Below are 15,110 nucleotides of genomic sequence, written 5' to 3'. Positions count from 1 at the left end.
TTCAGATTATGAAAGAAAATATAAATACCTTTTTCAGGTCTCTGAATTTTAATGACTCCGGAAAACCGTGCAATATTTGTGCAATTGTTTTTTTTCTGAGCTTTTCTGTGTTTGCAGACAGCAACAGTGATTACCGGGCAGGTTCCGATTTTGCCCGTCAGATCCAGGGGCAGGGTATTGGCAGTATTCAGAATTTTAATCCGCAGGAGAGTATCCCGGGGTATAACGCGAACCCGGATGAGACGCAGTATTACGGTGGGGTGACTGCCGACGGGGATGGCGGTCTGAAAAATAACGGCACCACACAATGGGCAACCAGTGAAACCGGCAAAACCATCACAGAATCCTTCATGAACAAGCCGAAAGACATTCTGTCACCGGATGCGCCGTTTATTCAGACCGGCAGGGATGTGGTGAACCGGGCTGACAGCATCGTGGGAAACACCGGACAGCAGTGCAGTGCGCAACAGATAAACCGCAGTGAATTCACCAACTATACCTGTGAGCGGGATACGATGGTTGAGGAATATTGTTCCAGAACCGCCAGTATCACAGGGGACTGGAAATACACGGATGAATATCGTGAGGTGACGATACCGCACTCACAGTTCCGGTTCAGTATGAACGGGCTGAAACTGGCGTTCAGTGTCACGGCTCCGGTAACCGGTACAGTGGAAAGTGCATCATTGTCTGTATACGCCGCTTTTTTCTTCCTGAACTCTCGTTATACCTTCATGAATTCAACGTTCAATGTTGGCCTGGCAAACGGGCAGTCGGGGACTTTCCCTCTGTCCGGGGCAACAGGTTTGCAGGTGACACAGGGGCAGGTACTGACCGGCAGTGGCTGTACTGCTAACGGTAACTGCCTTTCTGGCGGGAACGGTGACCAACAGGTTTATGAGAAACTGGCCAGCGGCGCCTCCACCTTTACGCTGAAACTCAGGATGAAGGTCCGTGATAAAGAATGGGTTCCACGAGTGGAGTGGGTGGAGAGTTGTCCGTTTAATAAAGCGGATGGCGTGCTGAAAGGCACTGAGTGTTCAGAGCCGGGTGGTACGAAAACAGGTGTGATGGAAGGTAAACCCTGGAGCATCACACAGGCGTGCTGGGCATACCGGGATAAATATGTCACGCAGTCGGCAGATAACGGCACCTGTCAGAAATATGTTGATAATCCGGCCTGTACGCTGGCCTCACGTCAGTGCGCGTTTTATTCCGATGAGGGAGCCTGTCTGCATGAGTATGCCACGTACTCCTGCGAGTCCAGAACATCCGGGAAAGTGATGGTTTGTGGTGGTGATGTCTTCTGTCTCGATGGTGAATGTGATAAGGCGCAGAGCGGAAAAAGCAGTGATTTTGGTGAAGCCGTCTCACAACTGGCTGCGCTTGCCGCCGCAGGTAAGGATGTTGCCGCCCTGAATGGTGTGGATGTCCGGGCTTTTACCGGTGAGGCGAAATTCTGCCGTAAGGCTGCAGCCGGCTTCAGTAACTGCTGTAAGGATGGCGGCTGGGGGCAGGATGTGGGGCTGGCTGAATGTAACAGTGAAGAAAAGGCGCTGGGAAAGGCGAAGGACAACAAACTGACGGTGAGTGTGGGTGAGTTCTGCTCCCGGAAAGTGCTGGGTGTCTGTCTGCAGAAAAAGCGCAGTTACTGCCAGTTTGATTCGAAGCTGGCGCAGATAGTCCAGCAGCAGGGGCGCAACGGACAGTTGCGTATTGGTTTTGGCAGCGCAAAAAGTCCTGACTGCCGGGGGATCACCGTGGATGAACTGCAGCGTATTAAGTTCGACCAGCTGGACTTCACTAACTTCTACGAAGACCTGATGAATAACCAGAAAATCCCGGATAATGGTGCGCTGACCGAAAAAGTGAAAGAGCAGATTGCCGGTCAGCTGAAACAGGTGGGGCAGTAAGGTCGGGAAAATAATGAAAGTCATATTCACGTCGAATCGTCTTGTTGATTTTCTTATCCGGCTTGTTATTACAGCAATTGTCATTTCCCCGGTAATTATCTGGTCATGGAATACGGTAAAAGAAACCACGGTGGGCGGGATACTTGCTGCTGCTTTCGTTATTCTTTACTCCGGTGAGCTCCTGTTTATTCTGTATTTTTGTTTTTCTGCACTGGCTGACCTGCAGAAACCTGATGAAAGAAAAAGTGATGAAAGGAATGAAGATGAATAAAGCATTACTGCCACTGTTACTCTGCTGCTTTATTTTTCCGGCGTCAGGAAAAGATGCAGGCTGGCAGTGGTATAACGAGAAAATAAATCCGAAGAAAAAAGAAAATAAACCAGTCCCTGCGGCTCCCCGTCAGGAGCCGGATATTATGCAGAAACTGACTGCGCTGCAGACGGCAACAAAGCGGGCGCTGTACGAAGCCATTCTGTATCCCGGCGTGGATAATTTTGTGAAATATTTCCGGCTGCAGAATTACTGGACTCAGCAGGCCGGGCTTTTCACCATGAGTGCCAGAAAGGCCATGCTGGCACATCCCGAACTGGACTATAACCTGCAGTACAGCCATTACAACGGTACGGTACGGAACCAGCTGGCGGCAGACCAGGCGCAGCAGCGACAGGCCATTGCCAGACTGGCAGAGCATTACGGCATCATGTTTTTTTACCGTGGGCAGGACCCCATCGACGGGCAACTGGCGCAGGTCATTAATGGCTTCCGGGATACGTATGGTCTGAGTGTTATTCCCGTTTCCGTGGATGGCGTGATTAATCCGCTGTTGCCGGATTCCCGGACTGACCAGGGGCAGGCGCAGCGCCTCGGCGTGAAATATTTCCCGGCCATGATGCTGGTAGACCCGAAACAGGGCAGTGTTCGCCCGTTATCATACGGCTTTATTTCGCAGGACGACCTGGCAAAACAGTTCCTGAACGTTTCTGAAGACTTTAAACCGAATTTTTAACCAAAGGATATATATGCATACAGGGGATTTGTGTTTTTTTACAGGTGCCAGCCTGTTTATCGTGGGGGGGTTATTTCTTTACAGGACCAAATAATAAAGGAGTTTATCTGCTGAGCTCGTTTGTCTTCTTTGTAGTAAATGTCATAAGTGTATGTGTGCTGCCAGATAATTTCTTGTTTCTTTGTGGTGCGGTTATGAATCAGTGTGCCGTACCGGTTGTTTCAATGGCAGTCAGTACCATGCCGGTTATCACGAAGTTTGACAGTTTCAGAAGGATGTTTGTTTGTATTATGTTGTCAGCCATATGGTCTGGAGTGATGTGGTTTTTTATTATTTCATTAGTGAAATGACTGGTGCTAATTTGTCATAAATGCCAAATCCAATAGTGAGGTTGATTACCACAGACCAGAGGATAAACCAGACTGCTATCCAGTGACTTCTGAATAACTCACAGAAATAAACGTAGGTGATTAAAAATATCCATATCACAACAACGATAATTGCTATAAATAACAGAACTGTCATAAATAAATCAGCGAAGGTTTTAATGGGCAGGGAATGCAATAATAAATACACCAGCAAAGCAAAAGCCGTATTACCTGACAATGACTCTCTTATGATGTTTCTCACTATTTCCAGTTTTTCTTTGAAAGATGACTTTTCCATGTAAGGTTCTGATTAATTTCACAAAAATATGAAGATTATATGCGTGAATAAATTCATGTAAACCACAACAGGATATTCAAATGATAAGTAAATACAGATTCTCTTTACCCCGGCTGGATATTACCGGTGTATGGGTGTTCTCCCTGGGGCTCTGGTTTCATATTGTTGCCCGTCTGGTCTACAGAAAGCCCTGGATGGCTTTCTTTCTGGCAGAGCTGATTGCGGCCATTCTCGTAATGTTTGGCGCATACCAGATACTGGATACATGGATAGCCCGCGTCAGTCGGGAGGAAAGGGAAGCTCTGGAAGCCCGTCAGGCCGCCATTCTTGCTGCAGAGAAGGAGAGCAGACATGTCTCTCACTAAATCACTGGTGTTCACCCTGTTACTGAGCGCCGCTGCCGTGCAGGCCTCCATCCGGAATGAGATTGAGCGACTCTGGAATCCGCAGGGTATGGCCGCACAGCCTGCAGCAGACACGTCAGCCAGGACAGAAAAGTCGGCTCCCCGCTGGTTCCGCCTCAGCAACGGAACTCAGGTCAATCTTGCTGACTGGAAAGTGGTGCTGTTCATGCAGGGGCGATGTCCGTACTGTCACCAGTTTGACCCGGTACTGAAACAGCTGGCGCTGCAGTACGGATTTTCCGTATTTCCCTATACCCTGGATGGTCAGGGTGATACGGCCTTCCCGCAGGCGTTACCTGCACCACCGGATGTGCTGAAAACATTCTTCCCGAATATCCCTGTGGCCACACCGACCACCTTCCTGGTTAACGTCAATACGCTTGAAGCGCTGCCGCTTTTACAGGGCGCATCGGATGCTGCCGGTTTTATGGCGCGGATGGATACCGTTCTGCAGATGTACGGAGGAAAAAAAGGTGCGAAATAAGCAGGTGGTGTTACTCATTGCCGGAATATCCGGCATCGCGACCGGAATCATCGTCAGCCTGAATATCCCCTTTATCCGTCAGGGGCTTTTTTATCCCTCCAGCCCTGCAGAAATTGTCGTTTCGCTGTGTCTTACCTTTTCTGTTTCTGTTGTGTTTTTTGTGGGGGCAATTGTGGGATGGATTTCGGTGTCTGAAATATATTACAGCCGCATGACCGGTCTGAATGAATCATCAGAAATATCAGAGGAAACTTATGATGACAGAAAACAAAAAGAATCAGGAATTCAAAATCAGAAAAATTAAACGGGATATCGAGCGCAGTTGTGATAACTCCATAAAACACTTCTGGCTTTTTGTGGTTTTCTTTGTTGCCGGATTGCTTTTATGGCACGGTATGCATGCTATTTTCAGCGCCGGTATTGATTCGTGGAAAACAGAGCCGGAATTAAATAATTTGATTTATATGTGGAACATTCTGATGTATGCAATTCCGTATACGTTATATGCGCTTGCAGCAGGGTTTCTTGTTACATATTTTCTGTCCACAATGTATGAATTAATATTCGGGAATATCATGATATTCCTGCTGAAACGTCGTATGCGCCGGGAGAACAGTTTCAGGGAGGGTAATCACGATGCCTCGCATTAAACCTCTTCTGGTTCTTTGTGCCGTTTTACTGACGGTCACACCCGCAGCGTCAGCGGATGTGAACAGCGACATGAATCAGTTCTTTAATAAGCTGGGATTTGCCACCAATACCACCCAGGCCGGAGTCTGGCAGGGGCAGGCTGCCGGGTATGCCTATGGCGGTTCTCTGTATGCCCGTAATCAGGTCAGAAATATCCAGCTTATCTCCATGACACTGCCGGATATCAATGCAGGGTGTGGCGGCATCGATGCTTATCTCGGCTCATTCAGTTTTATTAATGGTGAGCAGCTGCAGCGTTTTGTTAAGCAGATTATGAGTAACGCGATGGGTTACTTTTTTGACCTTGCCCTGCAGACAACGGTGCCCGAAATCAAAACCGCGAAAGATTTCCTGCAGAAGATGGCGAATGACATTAACAGTATGAACCTCAGTAGCTGTCAGGTGGCCCAGGGGCTTGTGGGTGGCCTGTTCCCTCAGACGCAGGAATCTCAGCGGAAAGTCTGCCAGGACATTGGCAGTGAAAGCAATATCTTTGCTGACTGGGCCGCTTCCCGTCAGGGGTGCACTGTCGGAGGGCAGTCCTCAGCGGTTCGTGACAAGGCCAGCGATAAGGACAAGGAGCGGGTACTGAAAAACATCAATATCATCTGGGATTCTCTGTCCAAAAACAGGATGCTTGATGGTAACAAGGAGCTGAAAGAGTTCATTATGACGCTCACCGGTACGCTGATTTTTGGTGAAGACAGTGAGATTACCCCTCTTCCTGCACGAACCACTGACCGCGATATTGTCCGGGCGATTATGGAAGGGGGCACCGCGAAAATTTATCACTGCAATGATTCGGATAAGTGCCTCAACGTGGTGGCCGATGCGAATGTGACCATCAGTAAGGACAGGGCGCTCAAGTCACAGATAGCAAAACTGCTCACCAGTATTCAGAACAAGGCGCTCAGTGATTCTCCGCTGGCTGAGAACGAAAAAAACTTCATTCAGAGCACCACCATTCCTGTTTTCAGATATCTGGTTGACCCACTGATGCTGGGCGTATCCAACAGTGTGCTCTACCAGCTGACGGACTATATCGGTTACGACATCATGCTCCAGTACATTCAGGAACTGCTTCAGCAGGCCCGGGCGATGATTTCCACCGGGAACTACCCGCAGGCGGTCCTGGACAGTGTGCTCGATAACCTTAATCAGGCGCAGCAACAGATTGCCATTTTCCAGAGCCAGGTGCAGGTCCAGCAGGATGCATTGCTGGTCGTTGACCGTCAGATGAGCTACATGCGTCAGCAGTTGTCTGCCCGTATGCTCAGCCGTTACCAGAATAATTATCACTTCGGGGGAGGCGTACAGTGAACGAGGTCTATGTCATCGCCGGTGGGGAATGGTTACGGAACAACCTGAATGCCATCGCTGCCTTTATTAGTACCCGGACGTGGGATTCCATCGAAAAAATTGCGCTCACCCTGTCTGTTGTTGCTGTGGCGTTTATGTGGGTACAGCGACATAACGTGATGGATTTGCTGGGATGGGTTGCCGTGTTTGTGCTTATCAGTCTGCTGATTAATGTCCGCACATCGGTGCAGATTATTGATAACAGTGACCTGGTTCAGGTTCATCGTGTGGACAATGTACCGGTCGGGCTGGCGATGCCATTATCGCTGACAACCCGTATCGGGCATGCAATGGTGGCCGGCTATGAGATGGTTTTCGCTCAGCCGGACAGCGCCACCTACAGCAAGACAGGGATGCTGTTCGGGGCGAATCTGATAGTGAAAAGCACCGATTTTCTCTCCCGGAATCCGGAAATCATCAGTCTGTTTCAGGACTACGTCCAGAACTGCGTGCTGGGTGATATTTACCTGAACCACAAATACACGCTGGAAGACCTGATGGCCTCCTCTGACCCGTATACCATAATCTTTTCTCAGCCCAGCCCTTTACGTCAGGTGCCGAATAATAATTACAGTTTTCTGCACAGCTCAGAGCCGTTTGTGTCCTGTAAGGACGCATCCGTCGGACTGAAGGATAAGCTGAATTTTGATACGAATACCGGAGGCAAGACCTGGCATTATTATGTGCAGCAGTTATTTGGCGGCAGACCGGACCCTGACCTGTTATTCAGGGAACTGCTCAGTGACAGTTACAGCTATTTCTACGGTGCCAGCCAGTCGGCCAGCCAGATTATGCGTAAGAATGTGACAATAAATGCACTGAAAGAGGGTATCACCAGTAATGCGGCCCGTAACGGTGATACGGCCAGCCTGGTGAGTCTGGCCACCACCTCATCAATGGAGAAACAGCGACTGGCGCACGTCTCTGTCGGGCATGTGATAATGCGAAACCTGCCGATGGTCCAGACCATTCTGACCGGAATAACCATTGGTATTTTCCCGCTTCTGGTACTGGCTGCTGCATTTAACAAAATGACACTGCCGGTGCTGAAGGGTTATGTGTTTGCCCTTATGTGGCTGCAGACCTGGCCTCTGCTGTACGCCATTCTGAACAGTGCCATGACATTCTATGCGAAGCAGAACGGTGCCCCGGTGGTGTTGTCGGAAGTCTCTCAGATACAGCTGAAATACTCCGACCTGGCATCAACCGCAGGTTATCTCTCAGCGATGATCCCCCCTCTGTCATGGATGATGGTACGAGGCCTTGGTGCCGGATTTTCCAGCGTATACAGCCACTTTGCGTCTTCTTCCATCACGCCAACCGCCAGTGCGGCAGGCAGTGTGGTTGACGGTAATTACTCCTACGGCAACATGCAGACGGAGAACGTGAACGGCTTCAGCTGGAGCACCAACAGTACCACGTCATTTGGTCAGATGATGCACCAGACTGGCAGTGGTGCAACCGCCACGCAGACCCGTGACGGCAGTATGGTGATGGACGCCAGTGGGGCAATGTCCCGTTTGCCGGTTGGTATTAATGCAACGCGTCAGATTGCAGCAGCGCAACAGGAAATGGCCCGGGAGTCGATGAATAAGGCGGAAAGTGCCCTGCATGGTTTCAGCAGCAGTATTGGCAGTGCCTGGAACACACTCAGCCAGTTTGGCTCTAACCGGGGAAGCAGTGATTCAGTCACCAGTGGCGCTGACAGCACGATGAGCGCGCAGGACTCCATGATGGCCAGCCGTATGCGCAGTGCGGTGGAAAGCTATGCGAAGGCGCATAATATCAGTAATGAGCAGGCGACAAGAGAACTGGCATCCAGAAGTACGAGAGGTTCTGCGGGGATGTATGGTGATGCTCATGCTGAATGGGGGGTTAAACCTAAAATTCTTGGTGTTGGTGGTGGCGCAGGTGTCAGAGGTGGTGGTAGGACAAGTATTGACTGGAATGATGAGGATGCGCATCAGGCCAGCAGTGGTTCACGGGCCAGCCATGATGCCCGTCATGATATTGATGCCAGAGCTACACAAGACTTTAAAGAAGCAAGCGACTACTTTATTAATCGCAAGGTCAGTGAATCCGGCAGCCATACTGACAATAATGCCGATTCCCGCGTGGATCAGTTGTCAGCAGCCCTGAACTCAGCGAAACAGAGTTACGACCAGTACACGACGAATATGACCCGCAGCCATGAATATGCGGAAATGGCCTCCCGTACTGAAAGTATGAGCGGACAGATGAGTGAAGACCTGTCGCAACAGTTTGCACAGTATGTGATGAAACATGCGCCGCAGGATGCAGAAGCTATTCTGACAAACACCAGTTCACCGGAGATTGCAGAACGTCGTCGGGCAATGGCCTGGTCTTTTGTTCAGGAACAGGTGCAGCCTGGTGTTGATAGCGCCTGGCGTGAATCCCGTGGCGATATCGGTAAAGGAATGGAGAGCGTACCTTCGGGCGGTGGCAGCCAGGATATTATTGCAGACCATCAGGGGCATCTGGGTATTATTGAGCAAAGAACGCAGGACAGTAATATCCGTAACGATGTGAAGCAGCAGGTTGATAATATGGTCACAGAATATCGAGGCAATATCGGAGATACTCAGAACAGCATCCGCGGCGAGGAAAGTATTGTAATAGGACAGTATTCTGAACTGCAAAATCACCATAAAACAGAGGCATTATCTCAGAATGATAAATATAATGAAGAAAAATCAGCTCAGGAAGGAATACCCGGTGCTGACAGCCCACAGGATCTTATGAACAGGGCAAAAGAGTATCAGGATAAGTATAAGCAATAATGCTGGGTTTGGGAGATGATAATGAAAAATTTAGCTCATATTGCTCTGATAACTGTGATACAGCTCATTGCCTGTAATCTGGCTGATTGGGGGAGCGCTGAAACAGTTTTTATCCTGTGCTTTATTGTACTATGGCAGGGACTGTTTATATGGTTGTTTTCTCAAATACGAAAAAAACGGCATGTGTCGGATGAGTTTAAATTCAGTAAAGGCGTTTGGTATATACTGATGCCAGTATCTTCCTTATTCTCTCCGTTATTAAGCCTGATGACTTTTATCATTGGTACACTATACGAATTAAGGCGAGTTTGTGGTTGTGTAAGTGTAAGAGAATGGATGCAATCTCAGGTAAATGAAAACGCCAATGAAGAATTGCATCTGGATTTTGATGATGTGAGTTTTGATTATGTGGATTTTTATCGTACTAATCCGGCAACAGGATTAGCTATGCATGGAGGATTTGATTCAGCAGGAAATACTTTTGGAACTTGTTGGCAGGACTATGATGATAGGCGATAAGAAAACTGTAGCTTGTAATAAAGGTAATTTGATGAAAACAAAAAAATTGATGATGGTTACCTTGGTCAGTTCCACTCTGGTCCTTTCAGGGTGTGGTGCGATGAGCACAGCAATCAAGAAGCGTAATCTTGAAGTCAAAACTCAGATGAGTGAAACCATCTGGCTTGAACCCGCCAGCGAACGCACGGTATTTCTGCAGATCAAAAACACGTCTGATAAAGATATGAGTGGGCTGCAGGGCAAAATTGCTGATGCTGTGAAAGAAAAAGGGTATCAGGTGGTGACTTCTCCGGATAAAGCCTACTACAGGATTCAGGCGAATGTGCTGAAGGCCGATAAGATGGATCTGCGGGAGTCTCAGGGATGGCTGAACCGTGGTTATGAAGGCGCAGCTGTTGGTGCAGCATTAGGTGCCGGTATTACCGGATATAACTCCAATTCTGCCGGTGCCACACTCGGTGTAGGCCTTGCTGCTGGTCTGGTGGGTATGGCTGCAGATGCAATGGTGGAAGATGTGAACTATACCATGATCACGGATGTGCAGATTGCAGAGCGTACTAAGGCAACGGTGACAACGGATAATATTGCCGCTCTTCGTCAGGGCACATCAGGTGAGAAAATTCAGACCAGTACTGAAACGGGTAACCAGCATAAATACCAGACCCGGGTGGTCTCAAATGCGAACAAGGTTAACCTGAAATTTGAAGAGGCGAAACCTGTTCTCGAAGACCAGTTGGCCAAATCAATTGCTAATATATTGTAATTTAGGATGAGACTGGATAAAGCTGTACCAGTCTCATATAAATTCCCTATTATGGCATTAAGGGGGTAGTCGTGTTAATCAGAAAATGTATAGTGTTATTAATTTGTTTTCTCATTCAGGGATGCATAAGTACAGAAGTATCTGAAGGAGCTTTATATAAATATAAAAATAAACATGTAAGAGAATTTTTGTCCGATCAGATAATGTATAATATTCATAATGAGAATTATAATTATATCACCCGCACTGGAGGTTCTGATACTTATTTTTTATATACTCCAGCTTTGTTTGTTGATAAACAGGTTGCAGCACCATCGGTGAATGTTGAAAACTTATGTATTATAAGCGGAGGGCAAGGTCGAATTAAGAAATTTACGGCTGATACTTTTATTGAATCAGGCTATAAAGTTGCTAAAGCCTTTCGTGATATGGGATTGTATGCTCATTTCGGAGCATATGAAGCATTCAGGGATTCTTATCAGAGTTTTGAAGAACAAAAAGTTGCGTATAGATTTCAAACGAAAAAGCTGGATGAGCATATAAAAAGAGGTTATTTCTTTGATGACTTTTCCTGTGTTGTTAATGGAAAAACAATATGGTCGCTTTCAATTGAACCAGTCGCTGTTGATAAGGATTCATCAGATGTTGACCAGATATGGATGCTTATGACGGTTAATAGCTGATCTTTAGGGATAAAACTAAATAGCGTCAAGAGAATATTATCCGTGGCTGGGATGACTGGCCTCCTGACTGACGCCTCGCGTTGCTCGTTGTCTAACCCCGGGAAGTAACAAAATAAATTTTGTCGCTTCCCGGCGTTTCCGAAATAAATATGAGAACACTGAACGGTTGTGCAAATTCTTTGTGCGACCGTGAAGTGTTGCCGGCGAAGCCGGGATCTTCCGGAGAAAGTCATTATGACATCAGACAATATCGCTGAATATGTTGGTGAGAATAATCAATTTACTGAGAAGCCTGTAACTGAATCCCCCCGGTGATACAGGATAATACAGCGACAACTAAAGACTATCTGTACAGCAATAATATTGATACTGACCTTTTAGTGGTTATCGGAGGGCTTATTGTTATATTGTTTCTCATGATGCTTGTCATGTACTTTATTAATTCTCTCAGGTATAAGGAATTAACTGAAATACTGACAAAAATATCTTTTCCTGAGAAATCCGGGAGCAATCCGCTTAAGCCGGAAGAGGGCCGCTGTAATTTGTTGTCCCTGTGTGTGCTGGCCCGGGTATTCTGTACTCCCAAAAAGCTGGCAGAAGTCTCCAGACAGATCATCGTGACCAGTGCGCAGGAAATTGCCTGGACGCCCGGGAATAGCCGTATTGATGGTGAGCAGGAAGAAAATATTACCTGGTCTCTGTCGTCACAGACTCATGCCGATAAATACGAGCTCATCAATAAAACGTCCCGTGTATCTCCTGACAGTGGCCACTTTTATGAACCGGGCACGGCTCTGGATTATCGTGAGCGGGTACGCCTTTTTGTTCAGATCCAGTATTCACACGAGAGTGACTGGTCTGAAATATTGCGCCTGACTGATATCGTGCTGGAAAAAGTTTCTTCCGGCAGGCCAGCAGGCGGCTATCACCACCGGTATACAGGGTATACATGGTTTGTTCTGTGAATGCATTCCACACCGCTCTTTTCTGCTCTGTTCCTGACTTTCCCGGAGTTTCATCATGAGTTTTAACGCAAAGGATATGACCCAGGGCGGTCAGATTGCGTCCATGCGTATCCGCATGTTCAGCCAGATCGCCAATATCATGCTTTACTGCCTGTTCATTTTTTTCTGGATCCTCGTTGGTCTGGTTTTATGGGTAAAACTAAGCTGGCAGACGTTTGTGAACGGCTGTATTTACTGGTGGTGCACCACGCTGGAAGGCATGCGGGATTTAATCAGGTCCCAGCCGGTCTATGAGATCCAGTATTACGGCAAAACCTTCCGGATGAACGCGGCTCAGGTACTGCATGATAAATATATGATCTGGTGCGGTGAGCAGCTATGGTCCGCATTCGTTCTGGCCACTATTGTGGCCCTGGTTATCTGCCTGATCACCTTCTTTGTTGTCTCCTGGATTCTGGGGCGTCAGGGTAAACAACAGAGCGAAAATGAAGTCACAGGTGGTCGTCAGCTGACAGACAACCCGAAGGACGTTGCCCGGATGCTGAAAAAAGACGGCAAGGACTCCGATATCCGGATTGGCGACCTGCCGATTATCCGGGATTCCGAAATCCAGAACTTCTGTCTGCACGGCACGGTCGGGGCCGGTAAGTCGGAAGTTATCCGTCGTCTGGCCAACTACGCCCGTCAGCGTGGTGATATGGTGGTGATTTATGACCGATCAGGGGAATTTGTTAAAAGTTACTATGACCCGTCCATTGATAAGATCCTGAATCCGCTGGATGCCCGCTGTGCCGCCTGGGATTTGTGGAAGGAGTGCCTGACACAGCCGGATTTTGATAATACGGCAAATACCCTGATCCCGATGGGTACAAAAGAGGATCCGTTCTGGCAGGGTTCAGGACGTACCATTTTTGCGGAAGCGGCGTACCTGATGCGCAATGACCCCAACCGCAGCTACAGCAAACTGGTGGACACACTGCTTTCCATCAAAATTGAAAAACTGCGTACCTTCCTGCGTAATTCACCTGCGGCCAACCTGGTGGAAGAGAAAATCGAGAAAACGGCGATTTCCATCCGTGCAGTGCTGACCAACTACGTGAAAGCCATCCGTTACCTGCAGGGGATTGAGCATAACGGTGAGCCCTTCACCATCCGTGACTGGATGCGTGGTGTCCGGGAAGATCAGAAAAACGGCTGGCTGTTTATCTCGTCGAACGCCGACACCCATGCTTCCCTGAAACCGGTGATCTCCATGTGGCTGTCCATTGCCATTCGTGGGCTGCTGGCAATGGGAGAAAACCGTAACCGTCGTGTGTGGTTTTTCTGTGATGAGTTACCCACGTTACACAAATTGCCGGACCTGGTGGAGATCCTGCCGGAAGCCCGTAAGTTCGGTGGCTGTTATGTGTTTGGTATCCAGTCCTATGCCCAGCTGGAAGATATCTACGGTGAGAAAGCGGCAGCCACGCTGTTTGACGTCATGAACACCCGTGCCTTTTTCCGTTCTCCCAGCCATAAGATTGCAGAGTTCGCTGCCGGTGAAATTGGTGAGAAAGAGCACCTGAAAGCCAGCGAGCAGTATTCCTACGGTGCTGACCCTGTACGTGACGGGGTATCGACCGGTAAGGATATGGAGCGCCAGACGCTGGTCAGTTATTCCGACATTCAGTCTCTGCCGGATCTGACCTGCTATGTCACCCTGCCCGGACCGTATCCGGCAGTAAAACTCTCACTGAAATATCAGGCACGACCGAAGGTTGCTCCGGAGTTTATTCCGCGTGACCTCAATCCGGAAATGGAGAACCGCCTGAGCGCCGTGCTTGCTGCAAGGGAAGCAGAAGGTCGCCAGATGGCCAGTCTCTTCGAACCGGAGGTTGTCTCCGGAGAAGACGTGACTCAGGCTGAACAGCCACAACAGCCAGTGTCTTCTGTCATCAATGATAAGAAGTCAGATGCAGGTGTGAGTGTTCCGGCAGGGGGGATCGCGCAGGAGCTGAAAATGAAACCGGAAGAAGAGATGGAACAGCAACTGCCACCCGGGATCAGTGAATCCGGTGAAGTGGTGGATATGGCCGTTTATGAGGCATGGCAACGGGAGCAGAATCCGGATATCCAGCAGCAGATGCAGCGCCGTGAAGAGGTAAATATCAACGTGCACCGGGAGCGCGGGGAGGATGTTGAGCCGGGAGATGATTTCTGATGAACAGGTCAGCTCCAGTCTTCAATTCGCAGACCGTCCACACGTTCAAATTCCCGGGTGTTATTAGTCACAATAATCAGTCCCCGACTGCGGGCATGACCTGCGATCATTTGATCAAATGGTCCGACAGGGCGTCCCTGACGGGCAAGTTCTGCTCTTATCTGGCCGGTGTGTGTGGCTGCTGCAGCGTCGTAATCCAGAACATCAATGCGGGAAACAAATCCCTCGATCACAGCGAGATTGCGTTCAGGCATCTGGCTTTTTTCTGCACCATATATCAGCTCCATCAGGGTGACAGAGCTGATACACATTCTCCCCTGGTTCAGGTTAAAACGTTCTCTGACACTGGCGGGCTTGTTCTTTATTGTGAAAATGCAGATGTTGGTATCGAGCATAAACTTCAGCATCAGAATGACTCCCTTTCCTGCATGCCGGGCTGTTCCCTGTTATCCATAAAATCAGCGCTGACGCTGTTTCCGTCGAACCATTCATCCCATGACTCTCCGGCTGGCGTAATGATACGGGTTCGTCCGACAGCAATCACTTCAACGCGTTTTACGTTTTCCGGCAATGCAACCGCTTTTGGCAGCCTGACCGCCTGGCTGCGGTTGCTGAGAAATACGGTGGTTTCCATCATTTACCTCCTTACATGGATA

The 15,110-nt window shown here is 48.7% G+C and carries 18 protein-coding genes; 15 read left to right on the top strand and 3 right to left on the bottom strand.

From position 1 onward, the window contains the following. Positions 1-8: 8 nt before the first annotated feature. The 4 genes from traN to trbA are packed head-to-tail and all read left to right on the top strand — an operon-like array spanning position 9 to position 3,270. A complete protein-coding gene (gene traN / locus QUE74_RS27935; protein WP_000662057.1) occupies positions 9-1,913 on the top strand; it encodes a type-F conjugative transfer system mating-pair stabilization protein TraN in 1,905 nt (634 codons plus the stop codon). Between the two features lie 13 nt (positions 1,914-1,926). Next, complete coding sequence (locus QUE74_RS27930; protein ID WP_000864356.1) at positions 1,927-2,184, top strand: conjugal transfer protein TrbE; 258 nt, start codon at positions 1,927-1,929, stop codon at positions 2,182-2,184. Beyond that, a complete protein-coding gene (gene traF / locus QUE74_RS27925) occupies positions 2,177-2,920 on the top strand; it encodes a type-F conjugative transfer system pilin assembly protein TraF (protein WP_001030399.1) in 744 nt (247 codons plus the stop codon). Before QUE74_RS27930 ends, traF begins: the two co-directional genes overlap by 8 nt. Positions 2,921-2,964: 44 nt before the next feature. After that, positions 2,965-3,270 (top strand): conjugal transfer protein TrbA, encoded by a 306-nt coding sequence (gene trbA, locus QUE74_RS27920; RefSeq protein WP_236922840.1) that lies wholly within the window; start codon positions 2,965-2,967, stop codon positions 3,268-3,270. Here the strand turns inward: trbA and QUE74_RS27915 are convergent. Beyond that, complete coding sequence (locus tag QUE74_RS27915) at positions 3,251-3,586, bottom strand: hypothetical protein (protein ID WP_000415768.1); 336 nt, start codon at positions 3,584-3,586, stop codon at positions 3,251-3,253. The two genes, trbA and QUE74_RS27915, sit on opposite strands and share 20 nt — an antisense overlap. Positions 3,587-3,666: 80 nt before the next feature. Between QUE74_RS27915 and traQ the strand changes: the two genes are divergently transcribed. The 11 genes from traQ to traD all read left to right on the top strand — a co-directional run bounded on the left by traQ (position 3,667) and on the right by traD (position 14,454). Next, a complete protein-coding gene (gene traQ, locus QUE74_RS27910; RefSeq protein ID WP_000624195.1) occupies positions 3,667-3,951 on the top strand; it encodes a type-F conjugative transfer system pilin chaperone TraQ in 285 nt (94 codons plus the stop codon). After that, positions 3,938-4,474: a type-F conjugative transfer system pilin assembly thiol-disulfide isomerase TrbB gene (gene trbB, locus QUE74_RS27905; RefSeq protein ID WP_000059854.1), complete on the top strand. Its 537-nt coding sequence runs from the start codon at positions 3,938-3,940 to the stop codon at positions 4,472-4,474. The genes traQ and trbB overlap by 14 nt, the downstream gene beginning before the upstream one ends. Then, entirely contained in the window at positions 4,464-4,778 is a 315-nt protein-coding gene (trbJ, locus tag QUE74_RS27900; protein WP_001244895.1) for a P-type conjugative transfer protein TrbJ, read from the top strand. The genes trbB and trbJ overlap by 11 nt, the downstream gene beginning before the upstream one ends. Further along, complete coding sequence (trbF, locus tag QUE74_RS27895; protein ID WP_000138366.1) at positions 4,732-5,124, top strand: F-type conjugal transfer protein TrbF; 393 nt, start codon at positions 4,732-4,734, stop codon at positions 5,122-5,124. Before trbJ ends, trbF begins: the two co-directional genes overlap by 47 nt. Continuing rightward, positions 5,111-6,484 carry a conjugal transfer pilus assembly protein TraH gene (traH, locus tag QUE74_RS27890; RefSeq protein ID WP_001137366.1) on the top strand — a complete coding sequence of 458 codons (1,374 nt, stop codon included), beginning with the start codon at positions 5,111-5,113 and terminating at the stop codon, positions 6,482-6,484. The genes trbF and traH overlap by 14 nt, the downstream gene beginning before the upstream one ends. Continuing rightward, positions 6,481-9,324: a conjugal transfer mating-pair stabilization protein TraG gene (traG, locus tag QUE74_RS27885; protein WP_001006995.1), complete on the top strand. Its 2,844-nt coding sequence runs from the start codon at positions 6,481-6,483 to the stop codon at positions 9,322-9,324. Before traH ends, traG begins: the two co-directional genes overlap by 4 nt. 21 nt (positions 9,325-9,345) lie before the next feature. Continuing rightward, positions 9,346-9,843: a conjugative transfer entry exclusion protein TraS gene (gene traS, locus QUE74_RS27880; protein WP_024166185.1), complete on the top strand. Its 498-nt coding sequence runs from the start codon at positions 9,346-9,348 to the stop codon at positions 9,841-9,843. Positions 9,844-9,874: 31 nt separating this feature from the next. Continuing rightward, the gene (gene traT / locus QUE74_RS27875; protein WP_001364068.1) at positions 9,875-10,606 is read left to right on the top strand and encodes a conjugal transfer complement resistance protein TraT; all 732 of its coding nucleotides are present in this window, start codon (positions 9,875-9,877) and stop codon (positions 10,604-10,606) included. A gap of 203 nt (positions 10,607-10,809) precedes the next feature. Continuing rightward, positions 10,810-11,289: a hypothetical protein gene (locus QUE74_RS27870; protein WP_001355324.1), complete on the top strand. Its 480-nt coding sequence runs from the start codon at positions 10,810-10,812 to the stop codon at positions 11,287-11,289. 428 nt (positions 11,290-11,717) lie between these two features. Next, a complete protein-coding gene (locus QUE74_RS27865; RefSeq protein WP_001355323.1) occupies positions 11,718-12,254 on the top strand; it encodes a hypothetical protein in 537 nt (178 codons plus the stop codon). Between the two features lie 55 nt (positions 12,255-12,309). Continuing rightward, the gene (gene traD, locus QUE74_RS27860; RefSeq protein WP_000009375.1) at positions 12,310-14,454 is read left to right on the top strand and encodes a type IV conjugative transfer system coupling protein TraD; all 2,145 of its coding nucleotides are present in this window, start codon (positions 12,310-12,312) and stop codon (positions 14,452-14,454) included. A gap of 8 nt (positions 14,455-14,462) precedes the next feature. Here traD and vapC read toward each other — a convergent pair whose 3' ends face one another. Both vapC and vapB read right to left on the bottom strand, forming a co-directional pair. After that, positions 14,463-14,861, bottom strand: coding sequence for a type II toxin-antitoxin system tRNA(fMet)-specific endonuclease VapC (gene vapC, locus QUE74_RS27855; protein WP_000911316.1), 399 nt, complete (start codon positions 14,859-14,861; stop codon positions 14,463-14,465). Next, positions 14,861-15,088, bottom strand: a complete 228-nt coding sequence (gene vapB / locus QUE74_RS27850; protein ID WP_000450526.1) for a toxin-antitoxin system antitoxin VapB — start codon at positions 15,086-15,088, stop codon at positions 14,861-14,863. Before vapB ends, vapC begins: the two co-directional genes overlap by 1 nt. Between the last annotated feature and the right edge of the window lie 22 nt (positions 15,089-15,110).

This window comes from Escherichia sp. 10290 (assembly GCF_030295155.1).
Lineage (GTDB): Bacteria > Pseudomonadota > Gammaproteobacteria > Enterobacterales > Enterobacteriaceae > Escherichia > Escherichia coli_F.
This window is presented reverse-complemented; position numbering and strand designations above follow the sequence as displayed.

Coding starts and splice junctions, on each gene's coding strand:
- traN (WP_000662057.1), top strand. CDS start 9: ATGAAAGAAAATATAAATACCTTTTTCAGGTCTCTGAATTTTAATGAC.
- QUE74_RS27930 (WP_000864356.1), top strand. CDS start 1,927: ATGAAAGTCATATTCACGTCGAATCGTCTTGTTGATTTTCTTATCCGG.
- traF (WP_001030399.1), top strand. CDS start 2,177: ATGAATAAAGCATTACTGCCACTGTTACTCTGCTGCTTTATTTTTCCG.
- QUE74_RS27915 (WP_000415768.1), bottom strand. CDS start 3,586: ATGGAAAAGTCATCTTTCAAAGAAAAACTGGAAATAGTGAGAAACATC.
- traQ (WP_000624195.1), top strand. CDS start 3,667: ATGATAAGTAAATACAGATTCTCTTTACCCCGGCTGGATATTACCGGT.
- trbB (WP_000059854.1), top strand. CDS start 3,938: ATGTCTCTCACTAAATCACTGGTGTTCACCCTGTTACTGAGCGCCGCT.
- trbF (WP_000138366.1), top strand. CDS start 4,732: ATGACAGAAAACAAAAAGAATCAGGAATTCAAAATCAGAAAAATTAAA.
- traH (WP_001137366.1), top strand. CDS start 5,111: ATGCCTCGCATTAAACCTCTTCTGGTTCTTTGTGCCGTTTTACTGACG.
- traS (WP_024166185.1), top strand. CDS start 9,346: ATGAAAAATTTAGCTCATATTGCTCTGATAACTGTGATACAGCTCATT.
- traT (WP_001364068.1), top strand. CDS start 9,875: ATGAAAACAAAAAAATTGATGATGGTTACCTTGGTCAGTTCCACTCTG.
- QUE74_RS27870 (WP_001355324.1), top strand. CDS start 10,810: ATGTATAATATTCATAATGAGAATTATAATTATATCACCCGCACTGGA.
- QUE74_RS27865 (WP_001355323.1), top strand. CDS start 11,718: ATGTACTTTATTAATTCTCTCAGGTATAAGGAATTAACTGAAATACTG.
- traD (WP_000009375.1), top strand. CDS start 12,310: ATGAGTTTTAACGCAAAGGATATGACCCAGGGCGGTCAGATTGCGTCC.
- vapC (WP_000911316.1), bottom strand. CDS start 14,861: ATGCTGAAGTTTATGCTCGATACCAACATCTGCATTTTCACAATAAAG.
- vapB (WP_000450526.1), bottom strand. CDS start 15,088: ATGGAAACCACCGTATTTCTCAGCAACCGCAGCCAGGCGGTCAGGCTG.